The sequence below is a fragment of the Gemmiger formicilis genome, from assembly GCF_016900095.1.
Classification (GTDB): Bacteria; Bacillota; Clostridia; order Oscillospirales; family Ruminococcaceae; genus Gemmiger; species Gemmiger formicilis_A.
This window is the reverse complement of record NZ_JACJJP010000047.1, coordinates 1-14,806: the sequence shown is the minus strand read 5'-3', so window position 1 is coordinate 14,806 and position 14,806 is coordinate 1. Positions and strand designations below refer to the sequence as shown.

General features: G+C 68.0%; 12 protein-coding genes. 2 read left to right on the top strand and 10 right to left on the bottom strand.

Annotation, left to right across the window (positions count from 1 at the left end; all coding sequences use genetic code 11):
* Nucleotides 1-124 precede the first annotated feature (124 nt).
* Complete coding sequence (locus H6B15_RS14595; protein ID WP_204648740.1) at nt 125-2,092, top strand: hypothetical protein; 1,968 nt, start codon at nt 125-127, stop codon at nt 2,090-2,092.
* Nucleotides 2,093-2,154: 62 nt separating this feature from the next.
* Here the strand turns inward: H6B15_RS14595 and cysK are convergent, their stop codons facing one another.
* Nucleotides 2,155-3,090 (bottom strand): cysteine synthase A, encoded by a 936-nt coding sequence (gene cysK, locus H6B15_RS14590; RefSeq protein ID WP_204648739.1) that lies wholly within the window; start codon nt 3,088-3,090, stop codon nt 2,155-2,157.
* Nucleotides 3,091-3,243: 153 nt separating this feature from the next.
* On the opposite strand from cysK, the gene H6B15_RS14585 reads away from it, so the two are divergent.
* Nucleotides 3,244-5,214, top strand: coding sequence for a hypothetical protein (locus tag H6B15_RS14585; protein WP_204648738.1), 1,971 nt, complete (start codon nt 3,244-3,246; stop codon nt 5,212-5,214).
* Between the two features lie 59 nt (nt 5,215-5,273).
* Here the strand turns inward: H6B15_RS14585 and H6B15_RS14580 are convergent, their stop codons facing one another.
* From H6B15_RS14580 to H6B15_RS14540, 9 genes are all read right to left on the bottom strand, one after another.
* Entirely contained in the window at nt 5,274-6,332 is a 1,059-nt protein-coding gene (locus H6B15_RS14580) for a glycosyltransferase family 2 protein (RefSeq protein WP_204648737.1), read from the bottom strand.
* On the bottom strand, nt 6,308-7,606 hold the full coding sequence (locus H6B15_RS14575; RefSeq protein WP_204648736.1) for a glycosyltransferase family 4 protein: 1,299 nt from the start codon (nt 7,604-7,606) through the stop codon (nt 6,308-6,310). The genes H6B15_RS14580 and H6B15_RS14575 overlap by 25 nt, the downstream gene beginning before the upstream one ends.
* Nucleotides 7,607-7,609: 3 nt before the next feature.
* Entirely contained in the window at nt 7,610-8,596 is a 987-nt protein-coding gene (locus tag H6B15_RS14570; RefSeq protein ID WP_204648735.1) for a glycosyltransferase family 2 protein, read from the bottom strand.
* Between the two features lie 30 nt (nt 8,597-8,626).
* Nucleotides 8,627-9,646, bottom strand: a complete 1,020-nt coding sequence (locus H6B15_RS14565) for a glycosyltransferase family 2 protein (protein ID WP_204648734.1) — start codon at nt 9,644-9,646, stop codon at nt 8,627-8,629.
* 77 nt (nt 9,647-9,723) lie between these two features.
* Entirely contained in the window at nt 9,724-10,749 is a 1,026-nt protein-coding gene (locus H6B15_RS14560) for a glycosyltransferase family 2 protein (RefSeq protein WP_204648733.1), read from the bottom strand.
* The gene (locus H6B15_RS14555) at nt 10,746-12,023 is read right to left on the bottom strand and encodes a glycosyltransferase family 4 protein (RefSeq protein WP_204648732.1); all 1,278 of its coding nucleotides are present in this window, start codon (nt 12,021-12,023) and stop codon (nt 10,746-10,748) included. The genes H6B15_RS14560 and H6B15_RS14555 overlap by 4 nt, the downstream gene beginning before the upstream one ends.
* Nucleotides 12,020-13,243: a hypothetical protein gene (locus tag H6B15_RS14550; protein ID WP_204648731.1), complete on the bottom strand. Its 1,224-nt coding sequence runs from the start codon at nt 13,241-13,243 to the stop codon at nt 12,020-12,022. The genes H6B15_RS14555 and H6B15_RS14550 overlap by 4 nt, the downstream gene beginning before the upstream one ends.
* A 12-nt stretch (nt 13,244-13,255) precedes the next feature.
* Nucleotides 13,256-14,251: a glycosyltransferase family 2 protein gene (locus H6B15_RS14545; RefSeq protein WP_204648730.1), complete on the bottom strand. Its 996-nt coding sequence runs from the start codon at nt 14,249-14,251 to the stop codon at nt 13,256-13,258.
* A partial coding sequence (locus tag H6B15_RS14540; RefSeq protein ID WP_204648729.1) for a glycosyltransferase occupies nt 14,248-14,806 on the bottom strand: 559 nt, incomplete at its 5' end. The genes H6B15_RS14540 and H6B15_RS14545, both read right to left, overlap by 4 nt.

The window sequence follows — 14,806 nt, the reverse complement described above, 5'->3', positions numbered from 1 at the left end:
CCCCCACCCCGTGATGAACATCCCCCGCAGGCGCCAAGCTGCGGGGGATTCTTGTTTGTCACAGGGGATGCGCCGTGGTATAATAATGCAGATGAGAATGCTGCGACGAAAGGCGGAAAAGACGATGACAAAACGGGCAGGGTGGCTGAAAAACGCCTTCTTTTGGGCGGCGGCCGCGGCGCAGGTGGTGTTTCTGTGCCTGGTGTCGCTGCGGGCCGGGGGCGCCGTGGTGGAGGAGGACGCCGGCAAGGCCTACACCCACATGATGGCCATGTGGGACAGCGGCACCCTGCTGGTGCCGGACTGGAAGTACATCACCACCATGGAGCTGGACTGCACCACCCTGCTGGCCCTGCCGGTGTACGGCCTGACCGGCAACCCCATCCTGGCCTACTGGCTGGGCAACGTGGCGGTGCTGCTGGCCTGGGTGGGGCTGCTCACCCTGCTGGTGCGCCGCCTGGGCGGGGGCTGGGCCTCCTGCGCCGGGGCGGCGTGCCTGGTGCTGCTGCCCTATGAGTTCTACATGGTGGGCTACTGGAACATGATGTTCCTCAACGTCTCCCAGTATGCCTTCAAGGTCATGCTGCCCCTGCTGCTCATCGCCCTGCTGCTGGCCCCCGACCGTCCCCGCCGCCGGGACTGGGCCCTGCTGGGGGTGTACCTGGCGGGGTGCTGGCTCACGGCCTTTTCCAGCGGGGTGTATGTGGCGGCCTGCGGCCTTGCCCCGGTGCTGGTGCTGGCGGCCTGGCGGTGGCTGAACGGACACCTGTCCGCCACCCCCTACCGGCTGGCCTGCGCCGGGGGCAGCGTGGGGGCCACCCTGCTGGGCGTGGGCCTGCAGAAGGCCCTGGGAGTGGAAACCTCAGTTTCCAACATGAACCTGAACAACCTGGGCACCTTCCGGGACAACGCCGCCAACTGCGTGGTGGGCTTTTTCCGGCTGTTCGGCTGCTTCCCCGGGGAGGAGGCCTCCGCCTTCAGCCCCCAGGGCCTGGCCACCCTGCTGCGGGTGGCCCTGGCGGGCGGTCTGCTGGTGGCGGGGGTGTGGTTCGCTCTGCGGGTGCTGGGCGGCACCCTGCCCCAGGCCCTGCGCCCGGCCTGCTATCCGGCGGCCCTGTTCTGGTGGAACATGGCGGTGCTGCTGGCCCTGGACACCCGCTACGGCGACCCCTATTTTGAGTACCGCTACCACCTGATGGGGGCGGTGCCCCTGCTGGTGCTGGTGGCCCTGGGGGTGCCCATGCTCACCGCCCGGCCGGTGCGGCTGCGCCGGGCTGCGGCGGTGCTGGGCGGCGCGGGGCTGCTGGTGCTCATGGTGACCATGGACGTGCAGGCGGTGGGGGCCATCTGGCAGAAGGACGGCACCTTCGGGGTGAACACCCCGGAACGGGAGATCTGCGGCGTGGTGAACACCCTGGACGTGGAAGACGTGATCGTAGTGGACACCAGCAGCACGGCGGAGATCTGCGGGGCTCTGGACTCCAACCACCGGTATACCACCCTGCTGGAGGCCGAAGGCCAGGGAATGGTGCTGAACATCCGGGACGGCCGCCGCACCGACACCGAGGGGGCTTACTACACCACCCCGGCGGCGGTGGTCTGCCCCCTGGAACACCTGGACACCCTGCCCGGGTATCTGACCGCCCACGCCCAGGAGGTGGGCCGCACCGACGAATACCTGATCCTGCGCACCGACGAAGCCCCTCTGGTGGACGGCATGGTGGGCATGGCCTACGGGGACCGGGGCGTGGATTACCCGGACAGCGCCTGGTACACCTGCACCGGCACGGTGGACGAGGACCGCTGCCTGCACACCGACCCCGCAGGGGGCGAGGTGCTGCGCTCCGCCGGGTTGACCCTGCACCGGGATACCGACATCACCCTGGTGTGTGCCACGGCGGTGCCCGAAGGCACGGTGGGCACCCTGCAGCTGTGGCAGGGGAGCACCCTGGTCAACGAACTGCCGGTGGCCGCCGGCGACGCCCGGGTGACCATGGGGGCCTCGGCGGGGGAGGGCTACTGTCTGGTGCTGGTGATGGACAGCGGCATTTCCGCCGACGTGAGCCGGGTGGAATTCCAGGCCGTGAACTGAACAATAAAAATGCAAGAACGCGGGCCTCTCCCGAAGGAGAGGCCCGCGTTTTTGGTATTTGTTTATTCCTCGGTGAACAGGGCGGTGGACAGGTACCGGTCACCGGTGTCGGGCAGCAGCACCACAATGGTCTTGCCCTCGTTTTCGGGGCGCTTGGCCTGCTCGATGGCCGCCCACAGCGCCGTGCCGGAGGAGATGCCCGCCAGCACGCCCTCCCGCTTGGCCAGCATCCGGGCGGCGGCAAAGGAATCCTCGGTGGTGGCGGTCATGACCTCGTCGTAGATGGCGGTGTCCAGCACCTCGGGCACAAAGCCCGCCCCGATGCCCTGCAGCGCGTGGGGGCCCGCCTTGCCGCCGGAAAGCACCGCGCTGTCGGCGGGTTCCACCGCAATGATGCCCACGGCGGGGTTCTGCTGTTTCAGATACCGCCCCACGCCGGTGATGGTGCCGCCGGTGCCCACCCCCGCCACAAACAGGTCTACGGCGCCGTCGGTGTCCTGCCAGATCTCGGGGCCGGTGGTGGCAATGTGGGCCGCCGGGTTGGCCGGGTTCACAAACTGCCCCGCCACCATGGCGTTGGGCAGCTCTTTGGCCAGCTCGTCCGCCTTGGCAATGGCCCCCGCCATCCCCTTGGCCCCCTCGGTGAGCACCAGCTCGGCGCCGTAGGCCTTCATCAGGGCCCGGCGCTCGGCGCTCATGGTCTCGGGCATGACGATGATCACCTTGTACCCCCGGGCCGCCGCCACGCTGCACAGTCCGATGCCGGTGTTGCCGGAGGTGGGCTCGATGATCACCGAATCCGGCTTCAGGATGCCCTTGGCCTCGGCGTCGTCCAGCATGCTCTTGGCCACCCGGTCCTTCACCGACCCGGCGGGGTTCAGATATTCCAGCTTGGCCAGCACCCGGGCCTTCAGCCCCAGGTCGGCCTCCAGATGGGTCAGTTCCAGCAGGGGGGTGTGACCGATGAGCTGGTCCACCGATGTGTAAATGCGCGCCATGGCAGATACCTCCGTTTCCAAAATACAAAAAATCCCACCGCATCAATAGGTTTTGCCTGATTATACCCCTTTTGGAACGGTTTGTCAAAGCGGGAAAATATGATATAATGGGACAAAATGCCGCTTTTCCGGTGGTGTGGAGGATTGGGAACGATGAACAAACTACGCGAACGGTGCAAGATCGGGTTCTGGTGGGCGCTGGCCGCAGCCCAGATCGTGTTTTTGTGCCTGGTGGCCCTGCGGGCCGGCGGGGCGGTGATCGACGACGACGCCGGCAAGGTCTACACCCACATGATGGCCATCTGGGAATCCGGGACCCTGGCGGTGCCGGACTGGCGGTACATCACCACCATGGAGCTGGACTGCACCACCCTGCTGGCCCTGCCCTTTTACGGGCTCACCGGCAACCCCACCCTGGCCTTCTGGTGCGGCAACGTGATCCTGCTGGGGCTGTGGGCCGCCCTGCTGGCCCTGCTGGTGCGCCGGCTGGGCGGCAGCTGGGCCCGGGGGGCCCTGGCCGTGCTGGCGGTGCTGCTGCCCTATGAGTTCTGCGCCGTGGGCTACTGGAACATGCTTTTCCTCAACGCCTCCCAGTATGCCTTCAAGGTCATGCTGCCCCTGCTGCTGGTGGCGCTGCTGCTGGCCCCCGACCGCCCCCGCCGCCGGGACTGGGTGCTGCTGGCGGTGTACCTGGGCGGGGTGTTCCTCACCGGGCTGTCCAGCGGGGTGTATGTGGCGGCCTGCGGCCTGGCCCCGGTGCTGGTGCTGGCCGTGTGGGAATGGCTCCACGGGCGTATCTCCGCCACCCCCTACCGGCTGGTCTGCGCCGGGGGCAGCGTGGTGCTGACCCTGGCAGGCATGGCCCTGCAAAGCCGGCTGGGCATTGTGACCAACGCCACCTCCATGACCTTCAACACCCTGGACACCCTGCGGGACAACGCCGTCAACTGTGTCATCGCCTTTTTCCGGCTGTTCGGGCTGGTGCCCGCAGAGCCGGTGACCGTCTTCAGCCCCCAGGGCATCTCGCTGCTGGTGCGGCTGGCGGCGGTGGGCGGCGCGCTGGCGGTCTGCCTGTGGTTCACCGTCCGGGCCCTGGGGGGCAAGCTGCCCCCGGCCCTGCGCCCGGGACGGTATCTGGCGGCGATCTTCTGGTGGAACCTGGGGGTGCTGCTGCTCACCAACACCCGCTACGGCGACCCCTATTTTGAGTACCGCTACCACCTGATGGGGGCGGTGCCGGTGCTGGTGCTGGCGGCCTTGGCGGCCCCGGCGCTGGCGGCCCGGCCGGTGCGGCTGCACCGGGCGGCGGTGGCGGGGGGCACCGTGCTGATGGTGGCCCTGGCCCTGGTGGTGAACCGGGACGGGGTGAAGGCCATCTGGCAGGAGGACGGCACCTTCGGGGTCAACGGCCCCGAACGGGAAATCTGCGGCATCGTGAACACCCTGGACGTGGAGGATGTGATCATCACGGCGGGCAGCGGCACCACCGAGATCTGCGGCGCGCTGGACCCCACCCGGCGGTACATCACCCTGAACAGCACCGAGGAGGGCAACATGGCCCTGCTGACCTGGGACGGCTCCTACATGGACACCGACGGCCTGAGCTACGACAAGCCGGCGGCGGTGGTTTGCACCATCGAAGAGGGGGTGGAATCCCTGCCGGCCTATCTGGCCAACCAGTGCGTGGAGGTGGGCCGCACCTCCCAGTACATTGTGCTGCGCACCACGGGGGCGCCCCTGGTGGACGGCATGACCGGCCTGCCCAACGGGGACGAAGGGGTGGACTACCCGGACAGCACCTGGTACACCTACACCGGCACCATGGATGACACCCGCCGCCTGCACACCGACCCCGCGGGGGGCGATGTGCTGTACACCCCCGCCCTGGAACTGCACACCGACGTGCGCATCACCCTGACCTGTGACACCGAGGGCAGCGGCACGGTGGGCAAGGTGCAGCGGTGGCAGCGGGACGGCACCCTGGCGGCCGAAGTGGCGGTGCCGGCGGGGAACGCCCAGGTGAGCCTGGACCTGCCGGCGGGCCGGGGCGACTATCTGGTACTGGTCATGGACCCCGGGGTTTCGGCCACGGTGGGCCCGCTGTACTTTGAAGCCCTTTCCTGACAAAAACAACAAAAAGCCCTCCGGTTCCCAGGGAACCGGAGGGTTTTTGTAATTGCATGTCAGGCCCGGTGCCAGTTGCCTCCCAGCAGGTAGTACCCGGCCCAGTCCAGCTTGCCGAACAGGGGCGAGTTCTTGCGGGCGGCATCGGCCAGCAGGGCCACCAGCCGGGGGCTGCGCCGCCGCAGGGGCAGGTAGTAGGGGCTGTAGCACCGCTTGCGGCGCATGGTTTCCAGCAGTTCGGAAAGCCAGCTGCTTTTCAGGGCGGCCCGGGCCTTGGCCAGGCGGGCGGCGGGGGCGTCGGGGTCCCGGCGCAGAATGTCCGCCACCCCTTCCCCAAAGACCCGCACTTCCGCCCGCCACAGGGGCAGCAGGTCCTCTTCGGGGGCGCCGGCGGCCAGCACCGCATCGTTCAGCTTGGCAAAGTGCTGGGGCCAGATATCGCAGTAATCGGGGTGGTATTTGGTGGACAGGGTGCCTTCCCGGCTGCAGTCGTAGAAGGTCAGGGCGTCCTCCAGCACCCGGTAGACAAAACCGGGCTGTTCCCGGTTGAGCAGATGAAGATAGTCCAATACGAACTGTAAATCTTCGCCGAGAGTATACGCCTGGTTGAATGTCAGCCGCTTGGCCAGTTCCGCCCGGTAAAGCTTGTTCCAGGGCATGGCGATGAGGCAGTCCAGATACAGCCGGGCCAGTTCGGTCTGTTGGGCGGTGACGGCGTGGGGGCCCACCGGGCTGGTGGCATGTTCGTCGGTGGTGTAATGCCAGAGCACAAAGGCCCCGGGGGCCTGGCGCTGCACCGTCACGGCCGCCTGCAAAGCGCCGGGGCGCAGGGCGTCGTCGCTGTCCAGAAAGACGATGAACTCGGCGTCGGCGGCTTCCAGCCCGGCGTTGCGGGCGGCGGAAACCCCGTTGTCCGGCTGGTGGATGACCTGCACCCGGCTGTCCTTGGCGGCGTAGTCGTCACAGATGGCGCCGCTGCGGTCGGGGCTGCCGTCGTCCACCAGGATGCAGTTCAGCCCGCCCTCCACCTGCTGGGACAGAATGCTGTCCACACAGCGGTGCAGGGTCTTTTCGGCGCCCCACACCGGCACAATCACACAGACGGCGGCTCGCTGCATAGGGAATCTCCTTCTTTCGGCACGGGCCCAAGGCCCAGAAAATCGTACACGATCTCCACAAAGGTATCGTAGAAATGCTCGGGGGAAAATCTGCGGGCGGCTTCGGCCCCGGCGGCGCCCATCTGGGCCCGCAGTTCGGGGTGTTCGTACAGCATCCGGATGGCCCAGCTCAGCTGGCCTGCCAGCTCGGGGCCACGGTCCACCAGCACGGCCTGGCTGCCTTCCAGGTATTCGGGCATGCCGCCGCTGCGGGTGGCCAGCACCGGACGCCCGCAGGCCATGGCTTCCATGGCCACCAGCCCGGCGGCTTCCTCCACCAGGGTGGGCACACAGACCAGGTCCGCCAGGCGATAGTATTCGGTCAGCCGCTCGTTGGGCACATAGCCGGTAAACCGCACCCGGTCCCCCAGGGCGTTGGCCTGCTGTTCCAGCCGCCGCAGAAAGGGGCTGGTCTGGGTGCGCCCGAAAAAGGGGCTGCCCACAATCAGCAGCTTGATGCGGGGGGCGTCCAGGGCGGTCATGGCTTCCAGCAGCTTGTGGATGCCCTTGTCCGGTTCCAGACGCCCGCAGAACAGCACCACAAAATCGCCGGGGTCAAACCCCAGCGAAGCCCGCAGCGCCCCGTCCGGCGCGCCGGGGGTGAAGCGGTGCAGGTCGATGCAGTTGTGCAGGATATAGGCCCGGCTGCGGTCCAGGGTGCTTGTTTTCAGGTAATCGTCCCGGATGAACTCGCTCAGGGCCAGCACCCCGCCGTAAATATCGTCCATGGTGTGGCTGCAGGCGGTCTGGCCGTGGAGATGGGCCAGGCATTTCTGCCGCCCGAACATCCGGCTGATGGCGCTGCACTGGGTCAGGGTACCGCCCTCGGCCACGATCAGGTCGGGGGGCGGCAGTTCCAGGGCCAGGGAGAGCTGGACCTTCTGGTACCAGGGATCGTAGGGGGCCGCGATGCCGAAGCACCGCTCGATGAAGACCAGGGGCCAGTACCGCCGCGCCCCCTTGGGCCGGGCTACATACAGCATCTTGGTGTGGCGGAACTCCTTGGCCTGGGCGGCGGCGTCGGCATCGGGAATGCTGGCGCAGAGCAGGTCCAGCTTGCCGCGGCGCTCGTTTTCCCGGATCAGATGGGTGACCAGGGTTTCCACCGCGCCGCCCTGCACCGCGGGCACCGGCAGTTCCGGGGGCGGCACAAGCAAAATACGCGGGGCGTGGGGAGCACGACCCGCGGGCAGAAGGGGAACGCCAAACCTGGTTTTTTCTTTGGTTTCGGCCATAGCTTAATTCTTGATGGGGCAAAGGCTCTCGGCGGGCATCATGGCCCACCGCGCGGCCGAAAGCTTTTCGGTCATCTTGAGCTGTTTGCAGTTGGGCAGGTAGCTGATGAGCCCCTGCATCAGGAACTGTTCCTTGGAGATGGCTTTGACCAGCCGGGGGGTGGGGTCCTGCTTGACCTTGGCGCACAGGAACAGGTACCGGCGCCAGCAGGCCGCATAGGCACAGTCAATGACGGTGCGGTTGGCCCCGTTCTCCACAAAGAAGCGGTACCGGTCGGCCAGGCCGTCCACCGCGTCAAAGGCTTCGGGCTTCATCTCGGTGCGGCAGATGCTGCCCCCCCGCAGACGATAGCAGTACAGGTGATCCGGCAGGCAGACCACCCGGTCGCACCGCCAGAACAGCCGGTGGGCCACAAAATCGTCCTCATGCAGACGGCCTTCCGGGTAGTGCAGCAGCTTCCACACCTCGGCGCGGTAGAGCTTGTTCCAGGCCACAGTGTAATAGGTGCCGTTGGGGGAATAGAAGTTGTTCAGCAGCTCCTTGCCCACAAACACCCCGGTGGCGGTGGGATCGGTGTAGCTGGCGGGGTCCAGGCTGTCGCCGTTTTCGGCCACGTCCTCCACCGCGCAGACCGCCATGTAGGCGTCGTGGGCCTCGCAGGCGTCGTAGAGCTTTTTCAGGTATTCGGCGCGCAGGATGTCGTCCGAATCCACAAAGGCGTAGTAGCGGCCGTGGGCGGCGTCGATGCCGGTGTTGCGGGCGGCGGACAGACCCTGGTTTTCCTGGTGGATGACCCGCACCCGGTTGTCCCTGGCGGCAAAGGCATCACACACTTCGCCGCAGCCGTCGGTGGAGCCGTCGTCCACCAGAATGACCTCGAAGGGTGGTTCGAAGGTCTTGCCCTGGTCCAGAATGCTCTGGATGCATTCTTCCAGATAGGGTTTGGTGTTATAGATCGGTACAATGACACTGACCGCGATATGTTCCATGGTGATACCTCGTTCTCCGTTCCGCAATTTTTATGACCTTCCGGCGGCTCCGCCGGCCGCCCGGCCCCACAGCCGGGCCAGGTTGTAGGCCAGGTCCGGCGAATAACAAAACAGCAATGCCCGGCCCCGTTCGGGCAGGGACACATACCGGCAGCGCAGAATGTCCGGCAGGATGCTGCGCAGGTGTTTCAGGTGAAAGGCAAAGCCTTCCCGCAGTTCCTTCTGGTTGCCCGCCGCCCCCGCCAGGCAGTAGAAGGTGTAGAACACCTTCCAGTACCAGGCCACGGCCCAGCGGTAAAGATCCGCCGACCCCGGGCGCTGGGCAAAGTAGAGCAGCCAGTCCCAGTACATCCGCAGATCGTCCAGCTTGCGGGGCGGAAAGGCGGTCCCGGTCATCTGGCCGCTGCGGGTGCGGTAGTGGTAGAGCACGTCGGGCAGACACACCGCCCGTTCCCCCTCAAACACCAGGTGCAGCACGCTGGCGTCGTCGCCGAAGAACATGCTCTCGTCGTAGCGCACCCCCTTGTCCCGGAAGGTGCGGATATCGAACAGTTTATTCCAGCTCAGGGGGCCGTAGAAGCTGCCGGTCTGGAAGGTTTCCAGCAAAAGGTCCATGGCGTCGCAGACGCCGTGTTCCCGCTTGGCCACCTCCCGCCCGGGCAGAGGGGCGTCGTTCTCGTCGATGGCGTCGCCGGTGCAGGCGGCAATGCGCACCCCCGATTCCTGGATGGCGTTGTACAGCCGCTCGTACATGTCCGGCTCGATGAGGTCGTCCGAATCCACAAAGCCGATGTACTCCCCCCGGGCGTTGTCCAGCCCCACGTTGGCCGCCGAGGCGGGGCCGCCGTTGGGCTTGTGAAACACCCGGATGCGGGGGTCGGTTCTGGCCAGTTCGTCACACAGTTCGCCGCAGCCGTTGGGGCTGCCATCCTCCACCAGCAGCAGTTCAAAGTCGGTGAAGGTCTGGGCCAGGATGCTGCGCACCGTGCGGGGCAGATAGTCCTTGGCATCGTATACGGTGGTGACGATGCTGATCGTCGGCTGGGGCATAGACGGACTCCTCTCGTCCTAAATTTTAACAGTTTTTGCCTTTCTTTGCAACGTTGTGGGGCATAAGAGGCGGTTTTTTAGCGGCGGCGGTACAAAATCCGGTTTTTCACCGCGGTGTAGCCCGCCAGCAGCCCCGGCCATCCCAGGGCAGCCCCCAGCCGGTAGGGCATGGCCAGCAGGGGATGGGCGTCGGCGGCCAGAGCGCGGCGCAGGGCGGCGTTGGCGTCCGGGTCGGAAAGAATCCGGGCAAACAGCGCCCGCCGCCGGGCAAAGGGCATCGCCCCGTCCCGCCCGGTGAGCAGCCCGTACTGGTTCAGGGCCGCCCGCACCCGGCTTTTGCGGCACAGGGCGGTCACCCGGGCTTCGGGCAGGCCCTGGGCGCGCAGCAGTTTTTCCAGCACAGGGCGGGTGCGGACTTCGGCGTCCAGCAGGTCCCCCCGCAGCCGGCGGGAAAGACTGCCCGATTCCAGGTCATTTTGTTTATAGTATACACCCGGCACCGCGCAAATGGCAGGCCGAATTTGTGAAAAAAGGGAAAATTCCAGGTTGAACAGCACGTCCTCGTTCACCGCCAGCCCCTCGTCAAACCGCAGGTTGCCCAGGGCGGCGGCGGAAAACACCTTGGCGTAGGGCGCCGCCAGATACCCGCTCTCAAACAGCAGGGGGTCCAGGGCATCGCCGGTGTCCTGGAGGGTCTCGTACACCCCCGGCGCCAATGGACAGGGCGCCGGGCCGCTGGCCCGCTCCATCCCGAAAAGAATCAGGGCGGGGCGGGCGGCCAGGGCGGGGGGCAGGGCGTCCCACAGCCCGGGCAAAAGCTCGTCGTCCGCATCCACAAAGAGAATCCAGTCTCCGGCGGCGGCCTCCAGCCCGGTGTTGCGGGCGGCGGAAGCTCCGCCGTTGGCCCGGTGCAGGGCGGTGATGCGGGGGTCCCTGGTCGCCAGCTCGTCGCACAAGGCGGGGGTGGCGTCGGGGCTGCCGTCGTCCACCAGCAGCAGCTGCAGGTTCTGGGGCGCTCCGGCCAGCACGCTGTCCACCGCCCGGGTCAGGGTGGCGGCGCAGCGGTAGCAGGGGATGATGACGGTGAAGACGGGGCGGCTCATGGGCGGGCCTCCCCCGATATAGCGGTGTAAATCTCCAGCAGGGTGCGGGCGTTGGCGGCGGGGTCGTGGGTGACCAGGGCCCGGCGGCGGGCGGCCCGGCCCAGCCCGGCGGCGGCGCCGGGGTCTTCCAGCAGGTTGGCCAGGGCGTTGGCCAGGGCCCCCGCGTCCCCCGGCGGGCCGTACAGCAGCCCTTCGCCCTCGCCCATCATGTCGGGAATGCCCCCCGCCCGGGCCGCCACGCAGGGCATACCCAGCAGCATGGCCTCCCCCAGGCTGTTGGGGCTGTTCTCACAGTAGGAGGGCAGCACAAAGACGTCGGCGTCCAGATAGGCCTGGCGCATGGCGGTTTCCTGCAAGGGGCCGGTGTACTGCACATGGCCTTCCAGCCCCTTTTCCCGGATAAGCCGGGCGCACCAGGTCTGGTAGGGGAACATGGCCTCGATCACCGGGCGCAGCAGCGCCCCCTTGTCCAGGGGCCCCCACCCCGCCACCCGCAGCACCAGCCCGGGCCAGTGGGCCACCAGGGCGGGCAGGGCCTTGAGCAGGGTGTGCAGGTTTTTCAGGGGATAGTTGCCCTGGGTCATGAGCAGCACCGGGGCGGTGCCGCAGGTGCGGGCATGCCACAGGGGTTCGGTGTAGAAGGCGGGGCGCAGGGTCTCGTTGCAGGCAAAATACCGGGCGTTGGGCGCCAGGTCGGCCACCGCCGCCCGGTCAAACCCGGTGCGGCCGGTGACATACCGGGCCTGGGCCAGCAGCTCCGCCTCCGCCCCCGCCAGGGCGTCGAACCGGGCCTGCATCTTGTCCAGCAGGGCGCCGGGCACCCGCTTGTCGATGAATTTCTGCAGCGGGCCGGAATGGAGATACGGCGCCGGCACCCCGTCGCACAGATGGGCGGCGCAGTCCCGCATGACCCCCTGCACCCCCACCAGGGCGGGGATGCCCAGGGCCAGGGCGGCGGCGTGCATGGCCGCGGCGGCGGGGTACTCGGTGCCCCAGATGTGCACCAGGTCGGGCTTTTCCGCCCGCAGCAGCACGGTGAAGGTGTCCCGCTCCCCGTCGGGCAGGATGCGGTAGCGCACCCCGCCCTTGCCGCCGGTCAGGGCGGTCTTGGTGCGGCCGTCCACGCTGCACACGGTGAGGAAGGGGGCGTCCGGCCGGTTGGTCAGGGCGTTCAGCTGCCCGGTCAGCCAGCCGCCGCTGACATCCCCGGCCTGCAGGCCGCAGGCTTCGGCCGCCGCCGGGATGGTGATGCTCACCAGCCACAGTACCTTCATTCTGCCGCTCCTTTCGCGTCCGGCGCCGCGGCCCGCAGAAACTGCCGGGCCACACAGCCGGGGGTAAATTCGGGAAAACAGGTTTCCGCCTTCTCAAAAGGCAGGGTGCGCCCGGCGTTTTCGGCCAGCCACCGGCGCAGAGCGGGGGTGTCGGCCTCGCTTTGCCACACAAAGGCCAGGGGCCACCGGGCCAGATAGGGCAGGGCCGCGTCCCGGGGCCCTGCCGCCAGATGCAGCACCGGCTTGCCTGCCGCGAACATCTCAAAGAGTTTGCTGGGCAGCTGGTTGGACGCCGTGTTGCCGATGCTGATGAGCACCCCCGCCCGGCGTTCGAGAGCCGCGGCCTGTTCGTGGGGCATCGGGCCCAGAATCTGCAGTCGGTCCCCCAGGGCGGCCTGGGCTTCGGCCCGCTGGGGGCCGAAAGCCTCCCACCCGCCCCCGGCCATGACCAGGGTCAGGGTGCTGTCCAGCCGGGGGAAAAGGCGCAGCAGGGCATCGGGGGTGCGCAGCCCGGGGTAGAGGGTGCCGCAGAAGGCGCACAAGCTGGGGTCGGGGGCCTCCCGGGCCGCGGGCACCAGGCTGGGAAAGCCCAGCTCCGACACCCTGCCCGCGCAGCTTTCCAGCGGCCCGCCCGGGGCGTAGTCCGGGGCGGCCTGGGCGGTGATGAAGGTGTGGTCCAGGGCGTTCAGCAGCGCCCGCTCCCGGTCATAGCCCCCGGGGGCGCGGTAGCTCTCGTTGGCGGCGTAGGGGTCCATCTGCCACAAAAGCCTGCGGGCCCCGGGCAGGGCGGCGCCCTCCAGGGCAAAGGCCGCCCGGTAGGGGGCCGCCACGGCGCAGACGGCGTCGTAGGGGTGGCTTTTGTGCAGGGATTCCAGGGTCTTGCGGGTGGCGGTCACCCGCCGGGGGGCGCGCAGCACAAACTGCCGCACCGCCGCCCCCACCGCCGCCGGCCGGGCCGCCAGCCGCAGCAGGCGCAAGGGCACCGGCGTGCCCCCGGCGGCGCCGTTTTCCAGGGCCCGGTTCATGGCGGCTTCGTCCGCAAAGGGCAGGGAATGGGTCACGCACCCCGCCACGGCGGGCGGGGCGTGGGTGCCGTCCCACAGTTCCAGGATTTCCACCTCCTGGCCCATCCCGGCCAGGGCGGCGGCCAGCCGCCGGCCCAGCCGGGGGTTGGCCGCGGCGGGGGCTTCCACACTGTCAAACACAAACAGGATGCGCATGGTCGGCCCCTTTCAGCGTCGGTCTTTGAGCAGGCGGCGGCAGACCGCCGCCCACAGAGCGGTGCAGTGGACGGTGGCCACGGCGGAAATCCGGATGGACAGAGGCAGCCGGGGGTTGCGCCCCAGCCGCTTGTCCGAAAGCCCCGCCCGGATGCCCACGCACAGCTCGCCCAGCTGCACCCGGTAGGCATCGGCGTCGCTGCGCCGCAGGATCATGCTGGCCAGATAGACCAGCTTTTCGTAGTAGAAGGCGTCCGCCGATTCCTGCATGGCGGGCCCGGCGTGCTGGCGGATGTAGATGGCCGCCCGGCGCTGCTCGTCGATGCTGGCGGGGGCCAGCGGCCGGTGGCTGGCCGAGGCCGCGTGCTGGCGGTAGTGGTAGCCCGCAAAATCCACGAAGGCGCAGCCCTCGATCTTGGAAAAGATCTGCCAGTTGGCCATCAGGTCTTCGTTGAAGGCAAAGCCGTTGTCAAAGTCGGCGGCGTCCAGGATGCGGGCGGCGTAGACCTTGTTGCACAGGCTGAAATCCACCCTGTGGTCGTGGAGCAGGGCGTCCAGATGGGCGGGGTCCAGCATCCGCTGGGCTTCCTCCGGCACGGGGGCGTCCTGGGGAGGGGTGTCGGTAAAGCTGTCGTACCGGCAGCAGGCGGCGGGCAGTCCGGTGGACCGGGCCGCCCCGATGAGGGTGCGCAGAAATTCCGGGTGGAAGAGGTCGTCGGCGTCGCAGAAGGCCACCCAGTCCACCCCGTCGGCTTTGGCGGCGCGGACCCCGGCGGTGCGGGCCGCCGACACCCCGCACTGGGCCTGGTGCAGCACAAAAAAGCGGTCGTCCCCGGCGGCGGCCTGCTCGCACAGGGCGCCGGACCCGTCGGTGGACCCGTCGTCGATGAGATAACACCGGAAATCCGGCATGGTCTGGGCGGCAATGGCGGCAAGGCAGGCGGGCAGGTAGGCGGCGGCGTTGTACACCGGCACCACCACCGCGGCCAGGGCGGCCCCGGCGCTCATTTCTGCACCTCCTGCCAGCGGCGCAGATAGAATTCCTGCAGAATCCGGGCGCTGGTATGTATGTCGAACCCGGCGTCCATGGCCTGCTGCTGGGCGTTGGGGTTGCGGGTCAGGTCGGTGTAGCGGATGGCATGGGCCCAGATCTGGGGTTTGTGCAGGGGCAGGAACTGGACGTTATCCGCAAAGGCCGCCCCCCGGTCCACCGTGTCCGACACAAAGCAGGGCAGGCCCGCAGCCTGGGCTTCCACCAGCACCACCGGCAGCCCCTCGAACAGGCTGGGCAGCAAAAAGGCGTCCATAGCGGCGTAGAAGGCCTGCACGTTGGTGCGCACCCCCGCAAAGATCACCTTGTCCGCCACCCCCAGGGCTTTGGCCAGGGCGCGGGTCTCCCCTTCCAGGGCGCCGCCCCCCAGCAGCAGAAGCCGGGCCTTGGGCATCTTGGGCAGCAGGGCCGCAAAGATGCGCAGCAGCCCCGCGTGGTTCTTCTGCACCGAAAACCGCCCCACATGCCCCAGCAGAATCTCGTCATCAGCCACCCCCAGGTGTTCCCGCAGC